15 protein-coding genes are annotated in these 22,497 nt (G+C 68.5%); 5 read left to right on the forward strand and 10 right to left on the reverse strand.

Going from position 1 to position 22,497, the window contains the following annotated elements; genetic code table 11:
- Positions 1–64 precede the first annotated feature (64 nt).
- The 4 genes from ACV22V_RS09670 to ACV22V_RS09685 form a co-directional block, all read right to left on the reverse strand.
- A complete protein-coding gene (locus ACV22V_RS09670; RefSeq protein WP_059526900.1) occupies positions 65–331 on the reverse strand; it encodes a YodC family protein in 267 nt (88 codons plus the stop codon).
- A gap of 333 nt (positions 332–664) precedes the next feature.
- A complete protein-coding gene (locus ACV22V_RS09675; protein ID WP_448013665.1) occupies positions 665–1,525 on the reverse strand; it encodes an isocitrate lyase/PEP mutase family protein in 861 nt (286 codons plus the stop codon).
- Positions 1,526–1,660: 135 nt separating this feature from the next.
- On the reverse strand, positions 1,661–2,521 hold the full coding sequence (locus tag ACV22V_RS09680) for a MurR/RpiR family transcriptional regulator (protein ID WP_059526906.1): 861 nt from the start codon (positions 2,519–2,521) through the stop codon (positions 1,661–1,663).
- 55 nt (positions 2,522–2,576) lie between these two features.
- Positions 2,577–2,930 carry a YgiW/YdeI family stress tolerance OB fold protein gene (locus tag ACV22V_RS09685; RefSeq protein WP_059526909.1) on the reverse strand — a complete coding sequence of 118 codons (354 nt, stop codon included), beginning with the start codon at positions 2,928–2,930 and terminating at the stop codon, positions 2,577–2,579.
- A gap of 229 nt (positions 2,931–3,159) precedes the next feature.
- Here ACV22V_RS09685 and ACV22V_RS09690 point away from each other — a divergent pair, with 229 nt between their 5' ends.
- The 3 genes from ACV22V_RS09690 to ACV22V_RS09700 all read left to right on the forward strand — a co-directional run bounded on the left by ACV22V_RS09690 (position 3,160) and on the right by ACV22V_RS09700 (position 6,195).
- The gene (locus ACV22V_RS09690) at positions 3,160–3,822 is read left to right on the forward strand and encodes a response regulator (RefSeq protein WP_059692107.1); all 663 of its coding nucleotides are present in this window, start codon (positions 3,160–3,162) and stop codon (positions 3,820–3,822) included.
- Positions 3,819–5,195 (forward strand): sensor histidine kinase, encoded by a 1,377-nt coding sequence (locus ACV22V_RS09695; RefSeq protein ID WP_059692106.1) that lies wholly within the window; start codon positions 3,819–3,821, stop codon positions 5,193–5,195. Before ACV22V_RS09690 ends, ACV22V_RS09695 begins: the two co-directional genes overlap by 4 nt.
- A 694-nt stretch (positions 5,196–5,889) precedes the next feature.
- Positions 5,890–6,195 (forward strand): DUF805 domain-containing protein, encoded by a 306-nt coding sequence (locus ACV22V_RS09700; protein ID WP_448013677.1) that lies wholly within the window; start codon positions 5,890–5,892, stop codon positions 6,193–6,195.
- Positions 6,196–6,526: 331 nt separating this feature from the next.
- On the opposite strand, the gene blaPEN-bcc is transcribed toward ACV22V_RS09700, so the two are convergent.
- Positions 6,527–7,420, reverse strand: coding sequence for a PEN family class A beta-lactamase, Bcc-type (gene blaPEN-bcc / locus ACV22V_RS09705; RefSeq protein WP_223959321.1), 894 nt, complete (start codon positions 7,418–7,420; stop codon positions 6,527–6,529).
- A 116-nt stretch (positions 7,421–7,536) separates the two neighbouring features.
- Here blaPEN-bcc and penR point away from each other — a divergent pair, with 116 nt between their 5' ends.
- Complete coding sequence (gene penR, locus ACV22V_RS09710; RefSeq protein ID WP_059692105.1) at positions 7,537–8,427, forward strand: beta-lactamase transcriptional regulator PenR; 891 nt, start codon at positions 7,537–7,539, stop codon at positions 8,425–8,427.
- Positions 8,428–8,925: 498 nt separating this feature from the next.
- Here penR and ACV22V_RS09715 read toward each other — a convergent pair whose 3' ends face one another.
- The 5 genes from ACV22V_RS09715 to mreB all read right to left on the reverse strand — a co-directional run bounded on the left by ACV22V_RS09715 (position 8,926) and on the right by mreB (position 19,799).
- Complete coding sequence (locus tag ACV22V_RS09715) at positions 8,926–9,177, reverse strand: hypothetical protein (protein WP_059527240.1); 252 nt, start codon at positions 9,175–9,177, stop codon at positions 8,926–8,928.
- Between the two features lie 103 nt (positions 9,178–9,280).
- Positions 9,281–11,506 (reverse strand): amylo-alpha-1,6-glucosidase, encoded by a 2,226-nt coding sequence (locus ACV22V_RS09720; RefSeq protein WP_448013666.1) that lies wholly within the window; start codon positions 11,504–11,506, stop codon positions 9,281–9,283.
- A gap of 155 nt (positions 11,507–11,661) precedes the next feature.
- The gene (locus ACV22V_RS09725) at positions 11,662–17,265 is read right to left on the reverse strand and encodes an autotransporter domain-containing protein (protein WP_448013667.1); all 5,604 of its coding nucleotides are present in this window, start codon (positions 17,263–17,265) and stop codon (positions 11,662–11,664) included.
- A 634-nt stretch (positions 17,266–17,899) separates the two neighbouring features.
- Entirely contained in the window at positions 17,900–18,559 is a 660-nt protein-coding gene (locus ACV22V_RS09730; RefSeq protein ID WP_448013668.1) for a YdcF family protein, read from the reverse strand.
- Positions 18,560–18,764: 205 nt separating this feature from the next.
- Positions 18,765–19,799, reverse strand: coding sequence for a rod shape-determining protein MreB (gene mreB, locus ACV22V_RS09735; RefSeq protein ID WP_448013669.1), 1,035 nt, complete (start codon positions 19,797–19,799; stop codon positions 18,765–18,767).
- Positions 19,800–20,070: 271 nt separating this feature from the next.
- Here mreB and ACV22V_RS09740 point away from each other — a divergent pair, with 271 nt between their 5' ends.
- Positions 20,071–22,491: a patatin-like phospholipase family protein gene (locus ACV22V_RS09740; RefSeq protein ID WP_448013670.1), complete on the forward strand. Its 2,421-nt coding sequence runs from the start codon at positions 20,071–20,073 to the stop codon at positions 22,489–22,491.
- Positions 22,492–22,497 lie beyond the last annotated feature (6 nt).

Raw genomic sequence — 22,497 nt, forward strand, 5'->3', positions numbered from 1 at the left:
GCACCGCGGGCTGCTGCGACGCAGCAGTCGGCCGCCGGCAAGCGGCGTCGTGACGGACGTGGCCTCAGGCTGCCGAACGGTAGCGGTGCGCCTGCATGCGCAGTCGGACGCGCCCGGCGGAAATCGCACGCGGTTCGGGCACCACCGTTTCGTGATGAAACATTTCTTGCCGGAAGTGGCCGCCGTCGTCGAACCACTGGCAGATGAGCCAGTCGGCATCGTCGAACACGACCGGCCCGGCATACGTGACCGTCATGCGCGGGCCGCCGGTTTTCAGCGTCACGACATCGCCGACGCGAAAGCCGTTGCTGTGATTTTCTCGGATTTTCATCGCTCTCTCGATTTTTTATATATTCATTTTCCGGCGGCCCGCTGACAGGTCTTTCGGATATGCGGCAGATTACCAATCCAATAAATAACCGGCAACTCCCGAATACGCCAAAACATCGACCTGAAAATCGCAACGATACGCGGCAGCGGTTCGCGCGGCGGGCTTCTGACACCATATTCGGCGCGGCTTGCGCGCCGAATATGGTCAAACAGCCGGAATGCGGAGAATAAACGATGAATTTCGCGCCGTCATCGAACTTCAAATCGGCGGCGGTTTCGATTGATTACTGTCAATCGGTTTTCGGCTGGAAACGTTCCCACGTTTTATCGGCGCTCATTGTTCGAACCGGACGTGCGAATTGTCCGGCGCCGAAAACCAGCGATTGAGGTCGCGCCCGGGCACCGCCGCCTGCGTGAACGTGAACGTGCCGTCGCGCGCCATTTCCGTCGCGGCGCGCAGGAACGCGCCGAATGCGGCCCGCGCCAACGCGCCGCCGACGCTGACGCGCTTCACGCCGAGCGCCGCGAGCGCCTCGAGGCTCAGCAACCCGCCCTGCAGCCCCATCACGACGTTGACCGGCGCGCCGACCGCGCGCGTGATCGCCGCGATCTCGTCGGGATCGGTCACGCCCGGTGCGTAGAGCACGTCGGCGCCGGCGTCGCGGTACGCGACGAGCCGCGCGATCGTGTCGGCAAGGTCGGGACGGCCATGCAGGTAGTTTTCGCAGCGCGCGGTCAGCGTGAACGGAAATCGCAGCGAGCGCGCCGCGTCGACCGCCGCCGCGATGCGCTCGACCGCCAGGTCGTGCGGGTAGATCGGCGCGTCGGCACGGCCGGTCGCATCCTCGATCGAGCCGCCCACCGCGCCGGCGTCGGCCGCCAGGCGAATCGTCTCGGCGACCGCGTCGGGCGCGTCGCCGAAGCCGTTCTCGAGATCGGCGCTGACCGGCAGGCCGCCCGCGGCGACGATTTCGGCGATGTGGCCAAGCATTTCGTCGCGGTCGATCGCGTTGTCGGGCCGCCCCCTCGAAAAGGCGAAGCCGGCGCTCGTGGTGGCAAGCGATTCGAAGCCGGCCATCGCGAGCAGCCGGGCGGAACCGGCATCCCACGGGTTCGGGATGATGAAGGCCCCGGGGCGCGTGTGCAGCGCGCGGAAGGTTTCGGCCTGGCGGAACTGCACGTTGGAATCGGACATTGCGGTCTCCTCGGAATGGAGACGTCAGCATACGCGCGCGCGATACCGCGACGGTTCAGCGCGCGGTGAAATATCGACGTGGATGCCGGGGCCTCGCGCGCGGCGCGGTGTGCCGCCAGTCACGCCGCCGTGCGGCTACACGACGTACGCGCCCTTCGCATGCAGTTCCGCTTCCGTGCGCTCGAGCGCCGCGATCGCATCGCTGCCTTCCATCGCCAGCAACTGCGCGACCAGCGCCTCGGCCATCGCATGCGCGGCGACCAGCGACGGAAAGAACGACGGGCTGTCGTGCGTGAAGATCAGCTGCGCGTCCGCATGCAGCGCGATCGGCGACACCGCGCTGTCCGTGATCGCGACGATCTTGCTGCCCTGCGCCTTCGCCGCCTGCGCGACACGCGTCGCTTCCGCGGAATACGGCGCGAAACTGATGATCACCGTCACGCTCTGCTTCGCGATCGTGCGCAGCTCCATCTCGAGCGAGCCGGCGACGCCGTTGAGCAACGACACGGTCGGCCGGAACAGCCGATAGCCGTATACGAATCCGAACGCGACCGGATAGCAGGACCGAAACCCCGCGACGTGCACGTGCGATGCCTTGCGGATCAGTTTCGCGGCGTCGGCGAGCGCGTGCTCGTTCTGCGCGGCGGTGGCGACGAGGTTGTGCTGCTGCGCGGCAAGGAGATCGTGCGCGAGCGACGCCTTCGCGTCGGGCCGCACGAGCGAACGCGCACGCTGCGTGAGCGGCTCGGGACGCGCGCGCACGCGCGCGACGCACAGGTCGCGCAGCTCGTTCCAGCCGGGGAAACCGAATTGCTGCGCGAGCCGCACGAGCGACGCGGGCTGAACCTGCGCGCGCTGCGCGACCTTGCGCATCGACGAGGTGGCAACCTCGTCGGGATGATCGAGCAGAAATGCAGCGCCCGCCTGGAATTGCGGGCTCAGTTCGGAAAATTGCGCCCGGATCCGGGACGCGAGTTCATCGAAATTGGCAGCCATCTTGGTGAGAACGGGAACCGGTCGTCCATGGTATCACCGGCCCCGTCCGCACCGGTCAGCGCAGCACTTCGACGTGATCGGCGTCGACCTTCACCTTGCCCGACCACTTGCGCTCGAACTCGCCGGTCAGCTTCACTTCGCTCTTGTCGCTGACGGGCTGGCCGGCCGCCCACAGCTTCTTGTCGATCTCGACGCGGATCGTGCCGGTTGCATCGGCGAACTCGTAGTCCTCGCCGCCGGTGTGCTTGACGATGCGCCCCTGCAGTTGCACGTGCTGGTCGTCCTTGCCGTTCGCGAGCAGTTCCTTCACGGTCGTCGTGGTCAGCGTGGACGGCCCCGTGTATTCCGCGTAGACGGCGGCGGGCAGCACGGCGAGCGCGATCGCCAGGATTCTCGTCAGGTGTTTCATGATCTCGTTCCTCCATTTTTTCGAGTGCGCCGCGCTCCCGTTGAACGCGACGGCCCCGAGATTACGGAGCGTAAGATTAAGCAAACCTGAAGGCCGTCCGCCGCGGCATGCCGTCGCGGCCTTTCGGTGCGCGAACGCACGGAGGCGCCCGTGTTTAAGCTCGGCCTAAGACACCTGCGCTTATCATGGGAACCCCGGGCGCCACGCCCCCGCCAACGGACACGAATCCATGCGCGTATTGCTCGTCGAGGACGATCCGCTGATCGGCAGCGGGCTCGAACAGGGCCTCAAACAGGAAGGCTTCGCGGTCGACTGGGTCAAGGACGGCGACGCCGCGACGCTCGCGCTGCGCGCCACCAGCTACGGCCTGCTGCTGCTCGACCTCGGGCTGCCGAACCGCGACGGCCTGTCGGTGCTCGCATCGCTGCGCCGCCGCGACGAAACCCTGCCCGCGATCATCATCACCGCGCGCGACGGCGTGCCGGACCGCATCGCCGGCCTCGACAGCGGCGCCGACGACTACCTCGTCAAGCCGTTCGTGCTCGAGGAACTGCTCGCGCGCATTCGCGCGGTCAACCGCCGCCACGCGGGGCGCGCGCAGACGACGCTCGCGATCGGCCCGCTGCGTCTCGATCCCGTCAAGCACCTGGTCTGGCTCAACGACGACGAAGTCACGCTGTCGCCGAAGGAATTCGTGCTGCTGCACGAACTGATGCGCGACCCCGGCGCGGTGATTTCGCGCGAACAGTTCGAGGAACGGCTGTACAGCTGGGGCGAGGAAATCGAAAGCAACGCGGTGCAGGTGCACATCCACAACCTGCGCAAGAAACTCGGCCACGACATGATCCGCACGGTGCGCGGCGTCGGCTACCGGATCGGTGACGGCGCATGACGCATCTGCAACACGCGATCGCGCGCTGGCGCAGCGCATCGCTGCGGCGGCGCCTGTTGATGTGGCTGCTGCCGGCTGCGTGCGTGATCGGGCTGGTCGCGAGCGCGGGCACCTACTGGGGCGCGCTGCGCGAGCTCGACGATCTCCTCGACGATCAAATGCGCAGCATGTCGAAGCAAATCGTCGTCGGCCCGAACGGCGAACTGTCGTTCCGCGATCACGGCGAAGGCAAGCACGACTTCGAGGCCAGCGATCCCGACGCCGTGCTGCTGCAGGTCTGGCGCAACGGCACGCTGGTTTACTCGACCGATCGCAAGTCCGCGCTGCCGCCGCCCGCGCAGACGGGCATCGGCAGCGTCGACGTCGGCGGCCAGCCGTGGCGCACCTACGTGACCGAACGCGGCGGCACGACGATCCGCCTCGCGCAGGCTCGCCACGCGCGCTGGGAAGCGATCGCGGGCATCGCGGTGCACCTGCTGTGGCCGGTGTTCTCGATGCTGCCGGTGCTCGCGATCGGGCTGTGGTTCGGCATCGGCGCGGGGCTTCGGCCGCTGCGCACGATCGCATCCGGCCTGAAGCGCAGGAATGCGAACAATCTCGAACCGGTCGACATCGCGTCGATGCCGAACGAAGTCCGCCCGCTCGCCGAAGCGATCAATGATCTGCTCGCGCGGCTCGACCGCTCGTTCACGCTGCAGCGGCACTTCATCGCCGATGCCGCGCACGAATTGCGCACGCCGATCATGGGGCTGTCGATCCAGTCGCAGTTGCTGCGGCGCGCGTCGACGGCCGACGAACGCGAGCAGATCCTCGCGCAGATCCAGGCCGGCACGACGCGCCTCGGCCACCTCGCCGAACAGCTGCTGACGCTCGCGCGCCTCGAACCCGACGCGCAGGCGTCCGCCGCGGCCTCCGCGCCCGTCGATCTCGCCGCGCTGTGCCGCTCGGTGGTCGCCGACCGCACGCGCGTCGCGGATGCGCACCATATCGACCTCGGCGCGATCGTGTCGTCGCCGGTGATGGCCGCGGGCAACATGGACACGTTGCGCGTGCTGCTGAACAACCTCGTCGACAACGCGATCCGCTACGCGGGCAACGGTGCGCGCGTCGACGTGTCCGCGCGCCTCGACGGCGCGACGCCCGTGCTCGAAGTCGCCGACGACGGCCCCGGTATTCCGGAAGCCGAACGCACGGACGTATGGGAGCGCTTCTATCGCGGCGAAGGCGCGCAGGCGGCCACGTCGTCGGGCAGCGGGCTCGGCCTGTCGATCGTCAAGCGGATCGCCGAACAGCATCGCGCGACGGTCGCGCTCGGCACGACGCAAGGCGGGCGCGGGCTGACCGTGACGGTGCGTTTTCCCGCGCCGGCCTGACGTTCGCCCGATGGCCGGCTTTTCCACAGATTGTGTTGGCAAGCTTGTGGACAACCGGCCGCTAACGACGGCAAGCGATTGATCCGAAAGGGTTTGGCGGTCGTGCGCAGCGAATGCGCCAAACCACGCCGGACACGCGCACGTCTCGACGCGACATCGCGTACCGATCCCCCTCTCCTGCCCAAAGCGGATTTCCTGGCCGTGTGGAACGACGACGCCGAGTTCATGAGACGGCGGCCGGGATTCGTTTCGACCCGGCTTCATCGCGCGATCGCCACACGGACTTCTCCACAGAAAATGTTGGCAAGCTTGTGGATATCCTGCGCACCGCGACGCTAAGCCCTTGATCCGACGGACTTTGGCACGCGTGATGCAGACGCGGCGCGCGCCGCACCGTCATACGCGCCGGTTCGCCGCACTTCGCATCACGATGCCACGTCGATGTGCGATCCGATGTGCGTTCCAATATGCGTTCGATATGCGACGCGATCGTCGCGCCACTTACCCACAGATTTTGTTGGCAAGCTTGTGGATATCCTGCGCACGCATCGCCTAACCCGTTGATCGGCCAACGATTCATGCGCCGCGCCACCGTTGCGGCAGCGCGCGGTCCGCTCACGCGCGCGATCGGACGATCCGGCGCAACGGCGGCGCCCCGAACGCAGCTTGACGTTCATGCACGCGACGCGTCAGGATCACACGAGCCGCACGCGGCCGCGCATCGCGCGACTGCACGCGCGGCGCCACGTGCGGGCTCTTCGGCCCGCATCGGACAACGACACATCATCCGAGGAAGACCATGGAACACTTCACCGCAGGGCAGTTGATCGTCTCGCTCGTGCTCGTCGCGATCGTCGTCTATCCGTATGTCCGGATCGTTCGGCGTACCGGACATTCAGGCTGGTGGATCCTGACGATGTTCATCCCGGTCCTGAACTTCATCATGTTGTGGGTGTTCGCGTTCGCGCGCTGGCCGTCGGTCGACGATCGGCATGGCTGAACATCGAGCGGGCTTGTCCACAGATTGTGTTGGCAAGCTTGTGGATAGCCTGCGCATACCGCGATCAAGCGCTTGATCCGAAAGGTTTTGTCCATGCCGCTTCGAATCGTGCAGGCAGGCCCGCGGCATACCGACGCCGCGCCCGCCGCGCGCCGAACGCGACCGCTCGCGGGCTTGTCCACAATTTTTGTTGGCAAGGATGTGGATATCCTGAGCATGCGTGACCTAAGTCGTTGATCGCACAACGTTTCGACCTGCCGGTCACGACCGCGGCACGGCGTGCCTCCATCGCTTCGCCCATCCGTCGATGAACGCACGCCGCGCCACGCGCTCAGGCGAACGTCGCGACCGCGATGCGCGCGGCGGCGGCGATCACGTCGTCCTTCGCCTTCGCATCGGCACGCGCCTGCGTGTAGTACACGACGAGCACGATCGGCGCGCGCGACGGCGGCCAGATCACTCCTGCATCGTTCGTCGTCCCGTAGTCGCCGGTGCCGGTCTTGTCGGCCACCTGCCACCCGGCCGGCACGCCCGCGCGAATCCGCTTGTCGCCGACTTTGTTGCCGCGCAGCCACGCGATGAGCCGCGCACGCTGCACGGGCGGCAGCGCGTCGCCGAGCGTGAGCACGCGCATGCTCGCGGCCATCGCGGCGGGCGTCGTCGTGTCGCGCGGGTCGCCCGGCAACGCGGTGTTCAGTTCGGTCTCCCAGCGATCGAGCCGGAACATGTCGTCGCCGATCGAGCGTGCATACGCGGTCACCGCCTCCGGCCCGCCGATCAGCTTCATCGCCAGGTTCGCGGCCGAGTTGTCGCTGTACTGGATCGCCGCCTCGCACAACTCGGCGACGGTCATCCCGGTGCCGACGTGCTTGCCCGACACCGGCGAGTAGTTCACGAGATCGGACTGCGCGATCGTCACGCGCTGCTGCAGCAGCCCCGGGTGCTCGACGCTCTGCGCGAGCACCGCCGCGCTCAGCATCGCCTTGAACGTGCTGCAGAACGGGAAGCGCTCGTCCGCGCGATGCAGCGCGTGCAGGCCGCTCGCGGTGTCGATCGCGCACACGCCGAGACGGCCGCCCGCCGCGCGCTCGAGCGCGGCAAACGACGTCGCGGACGAAACGTCCCGCCCCGCGGCCAGCGGCGACGCGCACGCGGCGACGGTCAGGACGAGCGGCGCCGTCGCGGCGGCCAGCAACAGGGTTCGACGTTGCGATGAGTAGGTCATGTCGTGTCTCTCGTGGTGGAATGAATGCGGAACGGCCGGCCGCCGAGACAGCACTATCGTGACTTTACGGTTGCCTGACAAGCAACGATAATTGAGCGCTGCCACAAGAAATTCTTATGACCAAGCTCCGCCCTCATCTTCCGCTGAATGCCTTGCGCGCGTTCGAATCGTCGGCGCGTCACCTGAACTTCACGCGCGCCGGCCTCGAGCTGAGCGTGACCCAGGCCGCAGTCAGCCAGCAGGTGCGCTCGCTCGAGGAGCGGCTCGGCTGCGCGCTGTTCACCCGGCTGCCGCGCGGCCTCGGGCTCACCGACGAAGGGCGCGCGCTGCTGCCGGTGCTCAGCGACGCATTCAGCCGGATCGAGACCGTGCTCAAGCAGTTCGAGGGCGGGCGCTTCCACGAGGTGCTGACGCTCGGCGCGGTCGGCACCTTTGCCCTAGGCTGGCTAATGCCACGCCTGAAGCGCTTCGGCGACACGCACCCGTTCGTCGAGCTGCGGCTGCGGACCAACAACAACGTCGTCGACCTCGCGGCCGAGGGCCTCGATTTCGCGATCCGGTTCGGTGAAGGCAACTGGCCGGCGACGCGCAACGAGCGGCTGCTCGACGCACCGCTCACCGCGCTGTGCGCGCCGGAGATCGCGCGGCGTCTCGCACGGCCGGCCGATCTCGCGAACGAAACGCTGCTGCGCTCGTACCGCACCGACGAATGGCTCGGCTGGTTCGACGCCGCGCAGCTCGAACCGTGGGCGGTGAACGGGCCCGTGTTCGATTCGTCGCGGCTGATGGTCGAGGCCGCAATGCAGGGCGCGGGCATCGCGCTCGCGCCGGCCTGCATGTTCGCGCGCGAACTGCAGCTCGGCCAGCTCGCGCGACCGCTCGACATCGACGTGCGCGCGGGCGGCTACTGGCTCACGTCGCTGAAGTCGAAGCCGCTCACGCCGGCGATGACGCTGTTTCGCGACTGGATCGTTGCGGAAGCGGCCGACGCGGCGCCGGTCGAATGATGGCGCCGTGCTTGTCCACAGATTGTGTTGGCAAGGATGTGGATATCCTGGGTACCCGGGGCCTAACCCGTTGATCGCGCACGAATTACCGCGCCGATGCACGCATCGGGCAGCGCGTGCCCAAAGGCGCGAGCCTGCCGGCCGCCGCGCGCCGGATCCTCAACCATCAGGAAGCAATCGCGTCAGACTTATCCACAGATTTTGTTGGCAAGCCTGTGGATATTCCACCAATGTGACGCGTAACATCCTGATACAAAAGGGGATTCAGTAGATCGGGTCAGACAGGTCAATGACGCGGCATCGTTTGCGGCCCCAAGGCCTGCACCACGCAGCCGGTTTTGGGGGCCGGACGGTTCTCCACAGATTGTGTTGGCAAGCTTGTGGATATCCTGCGCACCAGCGGGCTAACTCGTTGAGCGCACGGGGTTTTGTGCGCGCCACGCAGGATTGGGCAGCACCGGCGCGGGCCGTGTGGCCGACGCCCGCGCTGCCGGTTCATCAATGCCGGTCGAGCCCGCCGCGCAAATCACGCGCCTTGTCGCGCAGCGCCTCGTATCCGGAACGCGCATGTTCGGGCAGGTCGGGATCGCCGATCAGCGCGCCGAGCGTTTCGATCAGGCTGAACAGGATGCCCTTCGCCGCGCCAGCCGCGATGCTCTGCGACTCGATCGACTTGTGCAGGTGGTCGACCGCCGCTTCCAGATTCTCGAGCTTGTGCTCGCCGTCGTCGGGCCGATTGTCGGTCGTCATCGTAGGTGCCTCCGCCATCGTTCAAGGGTCATGTCACGATTCTATGCCGCTGCGCGCGGACGTGGCGCGACATCGCGCAACGTCCGTGCAGGCCGCTGCACGACTACAGCACCGCGACCACCTTCACCCGCCCCGGCTGCGCCGCCGCCGCGACCACCTGGCCATCGACGCGCCGGAACGTCAGCGATACGGTTTCGTCGCCGACCCGCAGTTCGTCGATGCGCAGCCAGTCGACGCCTTCGGGCAGCGCCGGGCGCTCGACGCGCACTTCGTGGCGCGCCGCGTCCACGCTCACGCCGAGACAGGCCTGCAGCATCATGAACGGCGCACCGGCCGCCCACGCCTGCGGCAGGCACGCGACCGGATAAGCCGTCGGCGGCTCGCCGCGCCGGCGCGGGAACCCGCAGAACAGCTCCGGCAGCCGCATCTCGAAGCTGACCGCGGCTTCGAACAGCGCGCGCAGCAGGTTCACCGCGGCCGTCTTGTCGCCGTAGCGCGCGAGCCCGCGCGCGATCAGCGCATTGTCGTGCGGCCACACCGAACCGTTGTGATAGGCCATCGGGTTGAAGCGCGGCTGGCCGGCCGCGAGCGTGCGAATGCCCCAACCCGTCTGGAACAGCGTCGAGCCGAGCACGCCGGCGACCGCCGCGCCGCGCTCGGCGTCGGGCAGCCCGAACGCGAGCAGATGGCCCGCATTCGACGCCAGCACGCGGCACAGGTCGCCGTGACCGTCGAGTGCGATCCCGTAGAACTCGCCCTCCGGCATCCAGAACAGCGCGTCGACCTGGTCGCGCAGCGCCTTCGCGCGCAACGCATAGCGCGTCGCGTCGGCCGCGTGGCCGCGCCGGTGCGAGCACATCGACATCGCATCGAGCGCCGCGCACGCATACGCCTGCACTTCGACCAGCGCGATCGGGCCTTCGGGGAAGCGCCCGTCCGCATGGAACACCGAATCGTGGCTGTCCTTCCAGCCCTGGTTCGCGAGGCCGCGCTCCGACGTGCGCTGGTAATCGAGCAGCCCGTACGGATTGCGGTCGCACTTGTCGATCACCCACTGCGCGGCGCGCTCGAGCGCGGGCCACAGCTCGTCGATCAGCGCGTCGTCGCCGGTGTGTTCGACGTACGCGCCCGCGAGCACGATGAACAGCGGGGTCGTGTCGACGCCGCCGTAATACAGCGCGAACGGCACCTCGCCCGTCGCGGCCATCTCGCTGCGGCGGAACTCGTGCATGATCTTGCCGGGCTCCGCGTCGCGAAACGCGGACGTCTCGCGCGCCTGGTGCTCCGCGAGAAAGCGCAGCACGCCGCGCGCGAGCGACGGCTGCAGCCACAGCATCTGCAGCGACGTGATCACCGCGTCGCGGCCGAAGGGCGTCGAGAACCACGGAATGCCCGCATACGGATACGGCCCGGTGTCGAGCTGCGTCGTGAGCAGCCCGAGATCCGCGAGCGACCGGTCGAGCCATGCGTCGAACAGCGGATTGCCGGTGTTCACGCGCGCCATCGACTCGCGCCGCGAACGCATCTCGCGATGCACGCCGACGAGCGCGGTGCGCAGCGCGACGCGGCCGCATCCCGGGCCCTCCCCGTCGTGCGCGGGGCCGAGCGTCGCGTCGACGGTCAGGTAGATCGACACGCACGCCTGCGCGGCGATCGTCAGCGTGTAATCGGCGCGATCGACCGACAGCGCGTCGGGCGCCGGCGAGAAATGCACGGTCACGTTGCGCTCGACCTTGTCGAGGCCATCGTAGCGCAGCCGCACCGCTCCGGCGTCGACGCGCGGCGCGACCACCGTGCCGCGCTTCGGGCGCGGCGTGCCGCGCACTTCGAACATGTCCTTGAAATCGGCCGCGAACGACAGCGACAGCGGCACCTCGGCCTCGCTCGCGCCGTAGTTCGTCAGCGTCAGCGCCTCGTACAGCACGTCGCCCGCGAGCACGCGCATCCGTTCGATGTGGATCACGCCCTCGGGCGTCTCGCGGCCGCCGAGCGGCGGCAGCGGGCGGTTCGTCAGGTGCGCGGTGAACGACGCGTTGTCCGCGCTCGTCGCGCCCGACAGCAGCGACGGCGCGCGGCCGCCGAAGGTCAGGCGCCATGTCGACAGCACGCGCATGTCGTCGACGAACAGGCCGTCGTCATGGCCGCCGATGTCGCCGAGCGCGTCGCTGACGACGAACGCGTCACCGGATTTCAATACGTACTGGTTGTTGCGTGCGAGTGCCTGCGGATCGGCTTCGGGGGCGATGAACGCGGCGCCCGTCGCCTGGGTCGGGGGAACCGGCGCGACTTGCGGCGCCTGCGTCGTGGTGGCTTCGGCGTGATTCGGCATCGATGCTCCTGTGTCGAGGCGCAACGCGCGGTGCGCGTCGCGTGTTTCGCACAGGATAGGCCAGAACGGGGAGTGCGCGCAGCGACGAAAAAGACGCGACCCCCGCGGCGTTGCCGTCGCCGCACGAGGTCGCGCACAGGCACATCAGGCGGTGCTCAGAACTTCCACAGGATGTTGCCGAGCACCGCGTTGTCACGCACGCCGCTGCCGTACTGGCCGCTGAACGTGAGGCCGAGCGTCAGGCGCTTCGTGATGGTCGCGTCGATACCCGCTTCGAGCACCGCGCTGTCGCGAGCAATCGGCACGCCTGACACCTGGAACGACGTACCGCCGTTCGCGAACGTGAACGCCGACGACGGCTGCACGTTGCCGAACGCGTGCCGCCAGCCGACCGTCGCGCGCGCGGTGAACGTGCCGCTCGCGATCGTGCCGAGCTGCGACGCGGCACGCACGCCGAGCGTCGAGAAACCGACGTGGGTCGTCTCGCCGCCGGCGCGCAGCGCGGCCGCGCCGCCGCTTTCCGTATAGCCGTCGGTATGCAGGTTCACGTAGGCAAGACCCGCGAACGGTTCGAGCGCGACCGGCCCGACCGGCAGCGCATAGCCGACTTCGCCGAACACCTGCGCGGAATGCGCGTTGTAGCCGGCCGAATCGTGATCGGAGAAGCCCGCGAAGCCCGGATTGCGGTCGCTGTTGATCCGGTACCACGTGTACGACGCGCCGCCGCGCACGCCGAGCGCACCGTACTGCGCGCCGCCGTACAGCGACAGGTAATAGCTGTTCACCGACGCCGACGAACTCTGGTCGTTGTCGAGCGAGCTGTGCGTGACGCCGGCGGCCAGGCCGGCACGCCACTTGTCGTTGAGCGCCATGTCGGCACCGGCGATGAAGCCCGTCATGCTGCGGTTGATCGCCGACGTGTTGCCGTCGCCCGCGAGCCTGCTGCGGCCGCCGAACGCCTGCCCCCAGACCACCGGCTGATACGGCGTGCCGCCATAGCATCCTTCGCGCGAACCGATCCGGCGTTCCGGCGGCAACGTCGGGTCGGCGACACCGGCCGTGTTGTCGCCGCACAGCGCGGCGCCGCCCGACGACAGCGCGGCGAGCGGCCCCGATCCGGGCGCGAGGCCCTGGCGCACGCGATCGGTGACGGCATCGCGCACGTAGCGGCTGTCGAGCAGCAGCATGCTCTTCAGGCTCGCCTGCAGTTCGCCGTCGAGCATCCCGTAGGCCCGGCGCGCGGTGGCCGCGTCGGTCGTCAGTATCGTGTCGTACAGCGGATTGCCCGTGCCGAGCGCGCCGATCGCGGTCGCGACCGCGCGCTGGTTCGGCGTCGTCGCGACATCGGGCAGCGACGTGCCGTTCGTGACGAGCTGCAGGTACACGTGGTCCGGATCGTAGCTGAGCGTCGGCATCAGGAACGCGTAGTTCGAATTCACCTGGCTGAACGTGCCCTGCACGCCCGACGATGCGGTGAGGATCGTGTACTTCGTGGTCGGCTGGTAGCTGGCCTGGTTCGCGAGCACCTGCACGGTGCCGCCGTTCAGCGTGGCCGCGCCGCTCGCCGCGATGCTGCCGCCCTGCTGCGGCGTGACCGCGACCTGGAGCGTCGAGCCCGGCTGGAACGTGACGTTGCCGGCGACGTTCAGCGCCGCGCCCGGCTGCGACACGGCCGCGAACGCGCCGCTCTGCACGACGACGCCGCCGACCGTGCCGGTGCCCGTCAGCGTCGCGCCGCTCTGCACGGTCACGGTCGACTGGCCGAGTGAACCGTCGACGGCGAGCGTGCCCGTGGCGACGGTGGTGGGACCGCTCAGCGTACTGAGGCCCGTCAGCGTCAGTTGTCCGCTGCCGGCCTGGGTCAGCGAGCCGGTGCCGGACAGCACGCTCGCGAGCGTCACGTGGGCGGACTGGTTGAAGATCAGCGCGCCGTTGTCGACGACATTGCCGACCACGCTGCCCGACGTGCCGCCGTTGCCGAGCTGCAGCGTGCCGCCCGCCGCGATCGTCGTGCCGCCCGTGTACGTGTTCGCGCCCGTCAGCGTCTGGATGCCGGTGCCCGCGACCGTCAGGCCGCCGGTGCCGCCGATCACCCCGCCGAACACGCCGCTGGCGGTTCCGCCCAGCGTCAGCGCGTTGCCGCCGAGGCTCACGTTGCTGCCGGCCACGCCCGACAGCGCGCCGAGCGTTTGCGCGCCCGACGCGCTGCTCAGGTCGAGCGTCGCGCCGGTGCCGGCGAGGTTCACCGGGCCCGTCGCCGCCAGGCTGCCGCCCGCGCCGACCGCCAGCGTGCCCGCGTTGATCGTCGTGCCGCCGGTGTACGTGTTCGCGCCCGTCAGCGTCGTGGTCGCCGCGCCGTCCTTCACGAGCGCGCCCGTGCCGGAGATCGCGCCGCTCAATCCGAGCGTATTGCTGCCGCCGAGCGTCAGCGTCGCGCCCGTGCCGAGAGCAACCGCATTCGTCATCGACAGGTTCGTGTTCGTATCGAGCGTCGCCGCGCCGCCGACGTTCAGCGCACCGGTGCCGAGGGCCGCGGCGTTGCCGAGCACCAGGCCGCCGCTATTGAGGTTCGTGCCGCCCGAATAGGTGCTCGCGCCGTTCAGCGTCTGCGTGCCGGTGCCGGCCAGCGTCAGGCTGCCGGCCCCGCCGATCGCCCCGTTGAACGTGCCGCTGCCCGTCCCGCCCAGCGTCAGCGCGTTGGCGCCGATATTCACGTTGCTGCCGGCCACGCCCGACAGCGCGCCGAGCGTTTGCGCGCCCGTCGCACCGCTCAGGTCGAGCGTCGCGCCCGCGTTCGCGAGATTCATCGCGCCGGTCGCGGCCAGGCTGCCGCCCGCGCCGATCGCCAGCGTGCCCGCGTTGATCGTCGTGCCGCCCGTATAGGTGTTCGCGCCCGTCAGCGTCGTGGTCGCCGCGCCGTCCTTCACGAGCGCGCCCGCGCCGGAGATCGCGCCGCTCAATCCGAGCGCGTTGCTGCCGCCGAGCGTCAGCGTCGCCCCCGTGCCGAGATCGACTGCGTTGGTGATCGACAGGCTCGCGTTCGTATCGAGCGTCGCCGCGCCGCCGACGTTCAGCGCGCCGGTGCCGAGGGCCGCGGCGTTGCCGAGCACCAGGCCGCCGCTATTGAGGTTCGTGCCGCCCGAATAGGTGCTCGCGCCGTTCAGCGTCTGCGTGCCGGTGCCGGCCAGCGTCAGGCTGCCGGTCCCGCCGATCGCCCCGTTGAACGTGCCGCCGGTCGTCCCGCCCAGCGTCAGCGTGTTGGCGCCGAGATTCACGTTGCTGCCGGCCACGCCGTCCAGCGCGCCGATCGACTGCGTGCCCGTCGTCGCACCGCTCAGGTCGAGCGTCGCGCCCGCGTTCGCCAGATTCATCGCGCCGGTCCCCGCCAGGCTGCCGCCCGCGCCGATCGCCAGCGTGCCCGCGTTGATCGTCGTGCCGCCCGTATACGTGTTCGCGCCCGTCAGCGTCACGGTCGCCGCGCCGTTCTTCACCAGCGCGCCCGTGCCGGAAATCCCGCCGCCCAGCCCGAGTGCATTGCTGCCGCCCAGCGTGAGCGCCGTGCTCGCGCCGAGATCGATCGCGTTGCCGATCGCCAGGTTCGTGGTCGCATCGAGCGTCGCCGCGCCGCCGACGGTCAGCGTGCCGGTACCGAGGGCCGCGGCATTGCCGAGCGCGAGGACGCCCGCGTTCAGCGTCGTGCCGCCCGTGTAGTTGTTCGCGCCGTTCAGCGTCAGCGTCGCCGCGCCGTTCTTCACGAGCCCGCCGCCACCGGAGATCGTGCCGCCGAGCCCGAGATCGGTGCTGCCGACCACGGTCAGCGTCGTGCCGGTGGCGACGTTGATGCCGTTCGCGAGCGACACGTTGGTGGTCGCATCGAGCGTCGACGAGCCGTTGACGTTCACCGCGCCCAAACCCAGCGCCGCGTTGCTGCCGACGACGAGGTTGCCGCCGTTCAGGTTCGTGCCGCCCGTATACGTGTTCGTGCCGGTCAGCGATTGCGTGCCGGGGCCGGACAGCGTCACGCTGCCCGCACCGCCGATCGTGCCCGCGTAGGTTGCGTTGACGGTGCCGTCGAGCGTCAGCGTGTTGGCGCCGAGGTTCACGTTCGTGCCGGCCGCGCCGGACAGCGCGCCGATCGTCCGCGCGCCCGACGCGCCGCCCAGGTCGAATGTCGCGCCCGCGCCGGTCAGGTTCACCGTGCCGGTCGCCGCGAGACTGCCCGCACCGCTCAGCGCAAGCGTGCCGCTGACGATCGTCGTGTCGCCCGTGTAGGTGTTCACGCCGCTCAGTGACAGCGTCGCCGCGCCGTTCTTCACCAGGCCGCCGTTTCCGCTGATCGTGCCGGACAGCCCGAGGTCGTTGCTGCCGCCGAGCGTCAGCGTCGCGCTGTTGTTGAGATTGACCGCATTGTTGAGCGTGACGCTCGCGCTCGTGTCGAGCGACGCCGCCGCATTGACGTTCAGCGCGCCCGTGCCGAGCGCCAGGTTGTTGCCGGCCACGAGGCCGCCGCCGTTCAGGTTCGTGCCGCCCGCATAGGTGTTGGCGCCCGACAGCGTCAGCGTGCCGCCGTCGTTCTTCGTCAGCGCGCCGCTGCCCGACACCGTGCCCGACAGCGTGAGCCCCGTCGCGCCCTGCACCGTCAGCGCGGTGCCGAGCGCCACGTTGTTCGACACGTTGAGCCCCGCCGTGCCCGCCTGCAACGCACCGCCGTTGGCCGTGATCGTGCCCGTGCCGAGCGACGCGTTGTCGTTGATGATCGCGACGCCGCCCGCGAGCGTCGCGTCCTGCGCGGTCGACGGGCCGTTGATCGTCCAGTTGCCGCTCGTGACGTCGAGATGATTGAAGTTGATGTAATTGTTGACCGCGATCGTGCCGTTCGCGGAGGTGCCCTGCTGCAGGTTCAGCGTGTTGTTGCCGCCCGCGCCGCCGTCGACGATGCCCGTCGCCGCCACGTTGATCGTGTTCGGCCCGATCGTGATGTTGAACGCGCCGCCGGTGCCGCCCGCCGCGTTGACCGACGAGCCCGTCACCGCGTTGAACGTGTTGTTGCTGTTCGCGCCCATCGACACGCCGCCGTTGATCGTGCCCGAGTTCGTGAACGTGTTGCCCTGCCCGGGCGTACCGTTGGTGCCGAGCGACACGCGGCCGTTGATCGTCCCGCTGTTCGTCATGTTGACCGTGCCGCCGCCGTACGCGGCGACCACGGGTGCATCCGCGCCGGACAGCGTCGCGCCGACCAGCGGGTTCGAGCCGATCGTGCCGGTGTTGTTGATGGTCGACGTGCCGCCGGTGCCGTTCTGGACCGACAGCGCCATGCCGGTCACGCCGCTGATCGCCACCCCGGTCGAGCCGTTCATCGTGCCGTTGTTGGTGACGGTGGTGCTGCTCGCCGACGCATTGCCGACCACCGCCCCGCTCGACAGCACGCCGAGCCCCGAGCCGAGCGCGGACGGGTCGATCAAGCCGTTGTTGGTCAGCGTGTTGTTGTTCCCGGTCAGCGACATCGCGGTGCCGCCGACGCCCAGCAGCACGCCGACGCTCGCGCCGGGATTGACGGTGACGTTCAGGTTGTTCGCGCTGTTCGCATAGCTCGGCGCCAGCGGATTCGCGACGCCCGAGCAGGTTACCGTGGTGCCCGCCGTGCTGCAGGTCGCGTACGCGGGAACGATGCCCGCGCCGGACAATGCCAGGAAAACCCCCGTCGGCAACAGGAATCTCGGAAACGGCTCCCCGCTCTTCTTCGAATGCGCAATGTTCATGCTTCCCCTCATCATCGGCATGGATGCTGATCGGACCGGCGACAGCGGAAAATCCGGGACGCAAGCGTGCCCTCCGGCGGTCGCGGAACGACGTCGGTTTATTCGTGGATGAACTGCTGGTTAATCGATTCTCGTTTGCGAACGCAAAACTAACCGGATGCCATGATCGTGACCCCTCGTTTTTTTATGCAGCGACTTTCTGGTTGATTTGATTTCCGCCTGCTTTTGTCAGACTAGGCTATATCAAAAAAACACGGTTTTCCAGTCGATGTTTGGTTATCTGATCGAGGTCAATCGAATGCGTATTTTTTACTTGGGGGAAATGCGCGAAGCGACCGGCTTACGCAGGCTTCCCGATCATTCCGGCAAAATCCGGGGCCAAGCTACCGACGCCGCGGAATCCGTGAAAACACCGATATTTCGCACTGAATCGCCGGCTGGATTTTCGCGGTGCGATATGAATGACGACGGCGGCAGCCGGCACACATTATCCGGATCCATTTCATTTGCATAATTGAAAGCACGGATTTTCAACGCCCCGCCAGGCACGTTCGAATCAGGCGCACGTGAAATCGCCGTTTTGAAATGAAAATGAAAGCCGTGAAATCGATCGATTCCCGGCCGGCACGCCGTGTTACGAAAACAGGCTCATCAGAAAGAGCATCGGCCGGAACGACATGGGTCGCGCATCGGGATCGAGCCACAGGCGCAGCGCGTAGATCGCGTATGCGGGCACTTCCCGCCAGCTCGAATAGATATCGCGCCACTGGAACCGGCGCGGATACGCGGCCGAGATGTTCGCGGGCGCGATGCCGACCCTCTCGAACGCGAGGCGCGCCCGCGCGAGGTGGTAATACTGGCTGACGATCAGCACGCGCGACATCCGGTGCGCCTGCATGTACGCGCGCGCGTGCTGCGCGGTCGCGAGCGTGTTGTCGCCCTGGTCGTCGACGGCGATCCGGTCGGCCGGCACGCCGCGCGCGACCAGATAGTCGCGCATCGCGGTCGCCTCGTTCAGCCCGGGGCCGTCGATCGCGCCGCTGACGAGGAACGCCGGACACTGCCCGGTGCGGTAGCAGCGCACGCCGACATCGAGCCGCGCCGCGAGCACCGGTTTCGGCGCGCCGCCGTCGTCGAGCGCATTGCCGAAGATCACCGCGACGTCGGCCGGCGCGCTCGGCATCCGCATCCCGGTTCCGACGAGCACGACGGCCGCGACGATCCACAAACACGCGAAAGCGGCCAGCACGCGGCCGATCCTGGCCGCATGGCCCTTCTTGAAACGCTGGTTCAAAGGTGTCGGACTCCTGGGGAAGCGTGCCGCCGGTTTGCACGGCACACGGCCCGGCATGCTGCCACGGCGCGCTCGCGCCTGTGCAGGTAACGCGGTCGACACGACCTGCCGAGCGTGTCCGGAGAATCCGGACGACGTTCGGCATGCTGGAGATTCGGGGTTCGAAAGACCGGCGAGGAACGCCAATGCGCCGGCCCGGCCGGCGTCAATCCACCGGACACGTCGCGAGCCGCCCCATCGCCTCCCCCGCGCCGCGCACCGCGCAGGTGGCCGGCTCGTCGGCGATCCGCGCGGTCAGCCCGGTCTCGTCGCGCAGCAGGCGTTCGAGGCCCGCGAGCAGCCCGCCGCCGCCCGTGAGCACCACGCCGCGATGCGCGATGTCGGTCAGGAGTTCGGCCGGCGCATTTTCCAGCACCGACTTCACCGCGCCGATCACCTGCTTGAGCGGCGCGGCCAGCGCGTCCGCCACGTCGTGGTTGGACAGCTCGATCGAGCGCGGCAGGCCGTCCGCGACGCCGCGCCCGATCGCGCGCGTCGACGTGCGCGGCACCGCGCTGGTGGCCGAGCCGATCGAATTCTTCACGCGCTCGGCGGTCTGCTCGCCGAGCAGCACGCCGTACAGGTTGCGCACGTGGTTGACGATCGCCGCATCGAACTGGTTGCCGCCCACGCGGATCGCCTCGCGGTAGACGATGCCGCCGAGCGCGATCACCGCGACTTCGGTCGTCCCGCCGCCGATATCGATCACCATCGAGCCGACCGGCTCGGTGACCGGCAGGCCCGCGCCGAGCCCGGCGGCGAGCGCTTCCTCGATCAGTTCGACGTCCGATACACCGGCCGCGAACGCGGCCTCGCGGATCGCGCGGCGCTCGACCGCCGTCGCATCCGACGGCACGCACAGCGTGACCTCGACGCGGCGGCCGAAACGCGAACGCGTGCGCGACATGTCGATGAAGCGGCGGATCATCTGCTCGGCGGCGTGCGCATCGGCGATCACGCCATGCCGCATGGGCCGCACGGCCTCCAGATGCCCCGGCTCACGGCCGAGCAGCGCCTTCGCGAGCTCGCCGACCGCTTCGAGCGTCGGTCGCGCGTCGGTCGCGCCGCCCTTGCGAAAACAGACGACCGACGGCTGGTTCAGCACCACGCCGCGCTCGTGCGTATAAATCCGCGTACTCGCCGTTCCAGGGTCGATCGCAACGGGTTGCGCAAACAACTTTCCGAACAGCGGTGTCGACATATCAAGCCTTTTTTTGAACAAACCGGCCGAAATGGCCAGGCCGCGTTCCCGCGGCGCGCTTTTACCGCCCCATCACGGACTTAGCGGCAAATCGTTCCGGTACTTTAGACAATTCCCATGATTTTTTCGCGACGCGATTGCCGAATGTGCGTTTCGGCAGGCCCGCGGCTACGCATCGGCCTCTCGCGTCGCGCTTGTAAAACACGGTAATCTCTCGGTCTTGCCTGCTCCCGGCAGGCGTCCGACGACCGATCACGCCAGGTATTCCTCCATGACAGCGACCGCTTTTCCCCGCTGGCTCGGGGTGCGCCCACTCGGCGCAACGCTCGTTGCGCTCTGGTGCTGCACCGTTGCCGCGCAGCCCTTGCCGGCCGCCGACACCCCCGCCGGCCCCGTGACGGCGGCCACTGCCGCCGCACCGGGCGCGCTCGCCGCGACGGCCGCCGCCCCCGCCGCCAAGCCCGCGCCGACCTGCAACGCCGACGGCGGCCCGGCCGGCCGGCCGGCGATCGGCCTCGTGCTGTCCGGCGGCGGCGCCCGCGGATACGCGCACCTGGGCGTGCTGAAGGTGCTCGAGGAGAACCGCATTCCGATCGACTGCATCGCCGGCACCAGCATGGGCGCCGTGGTCGGCGGCCTGTATGCGAGCGGGATGGCCGCCGACGAGATGCAGAAGCAGCTGTCGGAGGTGAACCTGGCCGACATCGCGTTCGACGTGACCGACCGCGCGGACCTGCCGCAAAGCAGCCGCGAGGACGAGCGACTGTACATCAACAGCCTGACACTCGGCTTCGGCAAGAAAGGCGTGAAGGCGCCGGTCGGCCTCGTGCAGGGCAACCGGCTGCAGGCGCTGCTCGCGAACTGGACCGCCGCCGTGCCGACCAACCAGCCGTTCGACCAGTTGCCGATCCCGTATCGCGCGGTCGCGACCGACCTGCAGACGGGCCAGATGGTCGTGCTCGACCACGGCTCGCTGCCGCTCGCGATCCGCGCGAGCATGGCGATGCCCGGCCTGTTCGCGCCGGCCGAGATCAACGGCCGCGCGCTCGTCGACGGCGGGCTCGTCAGCAACCTGCCGGTCGACACCGCGCGCCAGATGGGGGCGAAGGTCGTGATCGCCGTCGACATCGGCTCGCCGCTGCGCCCGCTCGACGCGCTCGCGTCGCCGGCCGACGTGATGCAGCAGATGGTCGGCATCCTGATCCGCCAGAACGTGACGTCGCAGCGCAAGCAGCTCGCCGCGCAGGACGTGCTGCTGACGCCCGACCTCGGCGCGCTCGCGTTCACCGATTTCCAGAACGCGAAGCAGGCGATCGCCGCCGGCGCGGCCGCCGCGACCGCGGCGCTGCCGCGCCTCAGGCACTTCGCGCTCACGCCCGAACAGTACGCGGCCTACCGGTCCGCGCATGCGCAGCCGCTGCCGCCGCCGATCCGCATCACGCGGATCGAGATCAAGACGACCGGCGGCGTGCCGAAGCGTGTCGTCAGCGACGCGCTGCATGTGAAACCGGGCGACACCTACGATCCCGCGACCGTCAGCCAGGACCTGCTCGGGCTGACGACCGGCGGCAATTTCGAGAGCGTGACGCAGCAGATCGTGAGCCACGGCGACGAGAACGTGCTCGAGATCGATGCGCGGGAGAAATACTGGGGGCCGAATTTCCTGCTGTTCGGCGTCGGGATGTCGAGCAGCTCGACCGACGAGGGCGGCTTCCGCCTGCACGTCGGCTACCGGCGGCCGTGGCTCACCGAATCGGGTCTCGAGTTCCGCGCGGACACGACGATCGGCAGCGATCTGCAGTCGGCGCGCGTCGAATTGCGCCAGCCGCTGCCGGCCGCGTACGGCTTCTACATTTCGCCCTATGCGGAATACCAGCGCCGCTACGTGAACCTGTACGACAACAGCGGCGAGGTGAAGCTGAATCAATACTTGATGCAGACGGCGCGCACCGGGCTCGACTTCGGCCTGCCGATCGCACGGCTCGGCGACTTCCGGATGGGTATCGGCTACGCGACCGGGCATGGCTCGCCGAACTACAACCTGCCATTCCCGTTCGACGACGGCAGCTCGACGCTGATCTGGCCGAGCTTCACGTCACAGGCGCTGACTGCGCGTGCGCGGCTCGTCATCGATCAGCTCGACGATCCGATGTTCCCGCGGCGCGGCTACTACGGCGAATTCCGTGTCGAACGGTCGCTGTGGTCGCACAACACCCAGTCCGCCCAGGACCTCGCCGATGCGTCCAACACGCCCTATACCGAGCTCTACGGCAAGGCGATGATCGCGCAGCAGTTCGGCCGGCACAGCGTCAGTGCAACGATCGAGGGCGGCAAGAGCATCGGCGGCACCAACCTGATCAACGCGTTCAACTTCACGCTCGGCGGATTCCAGCATCTGGCCGCGTATGCGGCCGACCAGCTGACCGGCAACGAACTCGCATACGGCAACGTAACCTACATGAACCAGTTGATGACCTTCAACGCGTCCCCGATCAAGGCGCTGTCGGTTGGCGCCAGCGCGGAACTCGGCAACGTGTGGTCGAGCGGCGTGAACGTCGGCGGCGGCACGCTCAAGCAGAGCTATACGTTCTTCACGAGCCTGTCGACCGCATTCGGTCCGCTGTACATGGGTGTCGCGCTCGCGCCGGGCGGCCGGCGCAACATCTACCTGCAGCTCGGCCGCACGTACTGACGGCGC

Source organism: Burkholderia sp. AW33-5 (genome assembly GCF_053427615.1).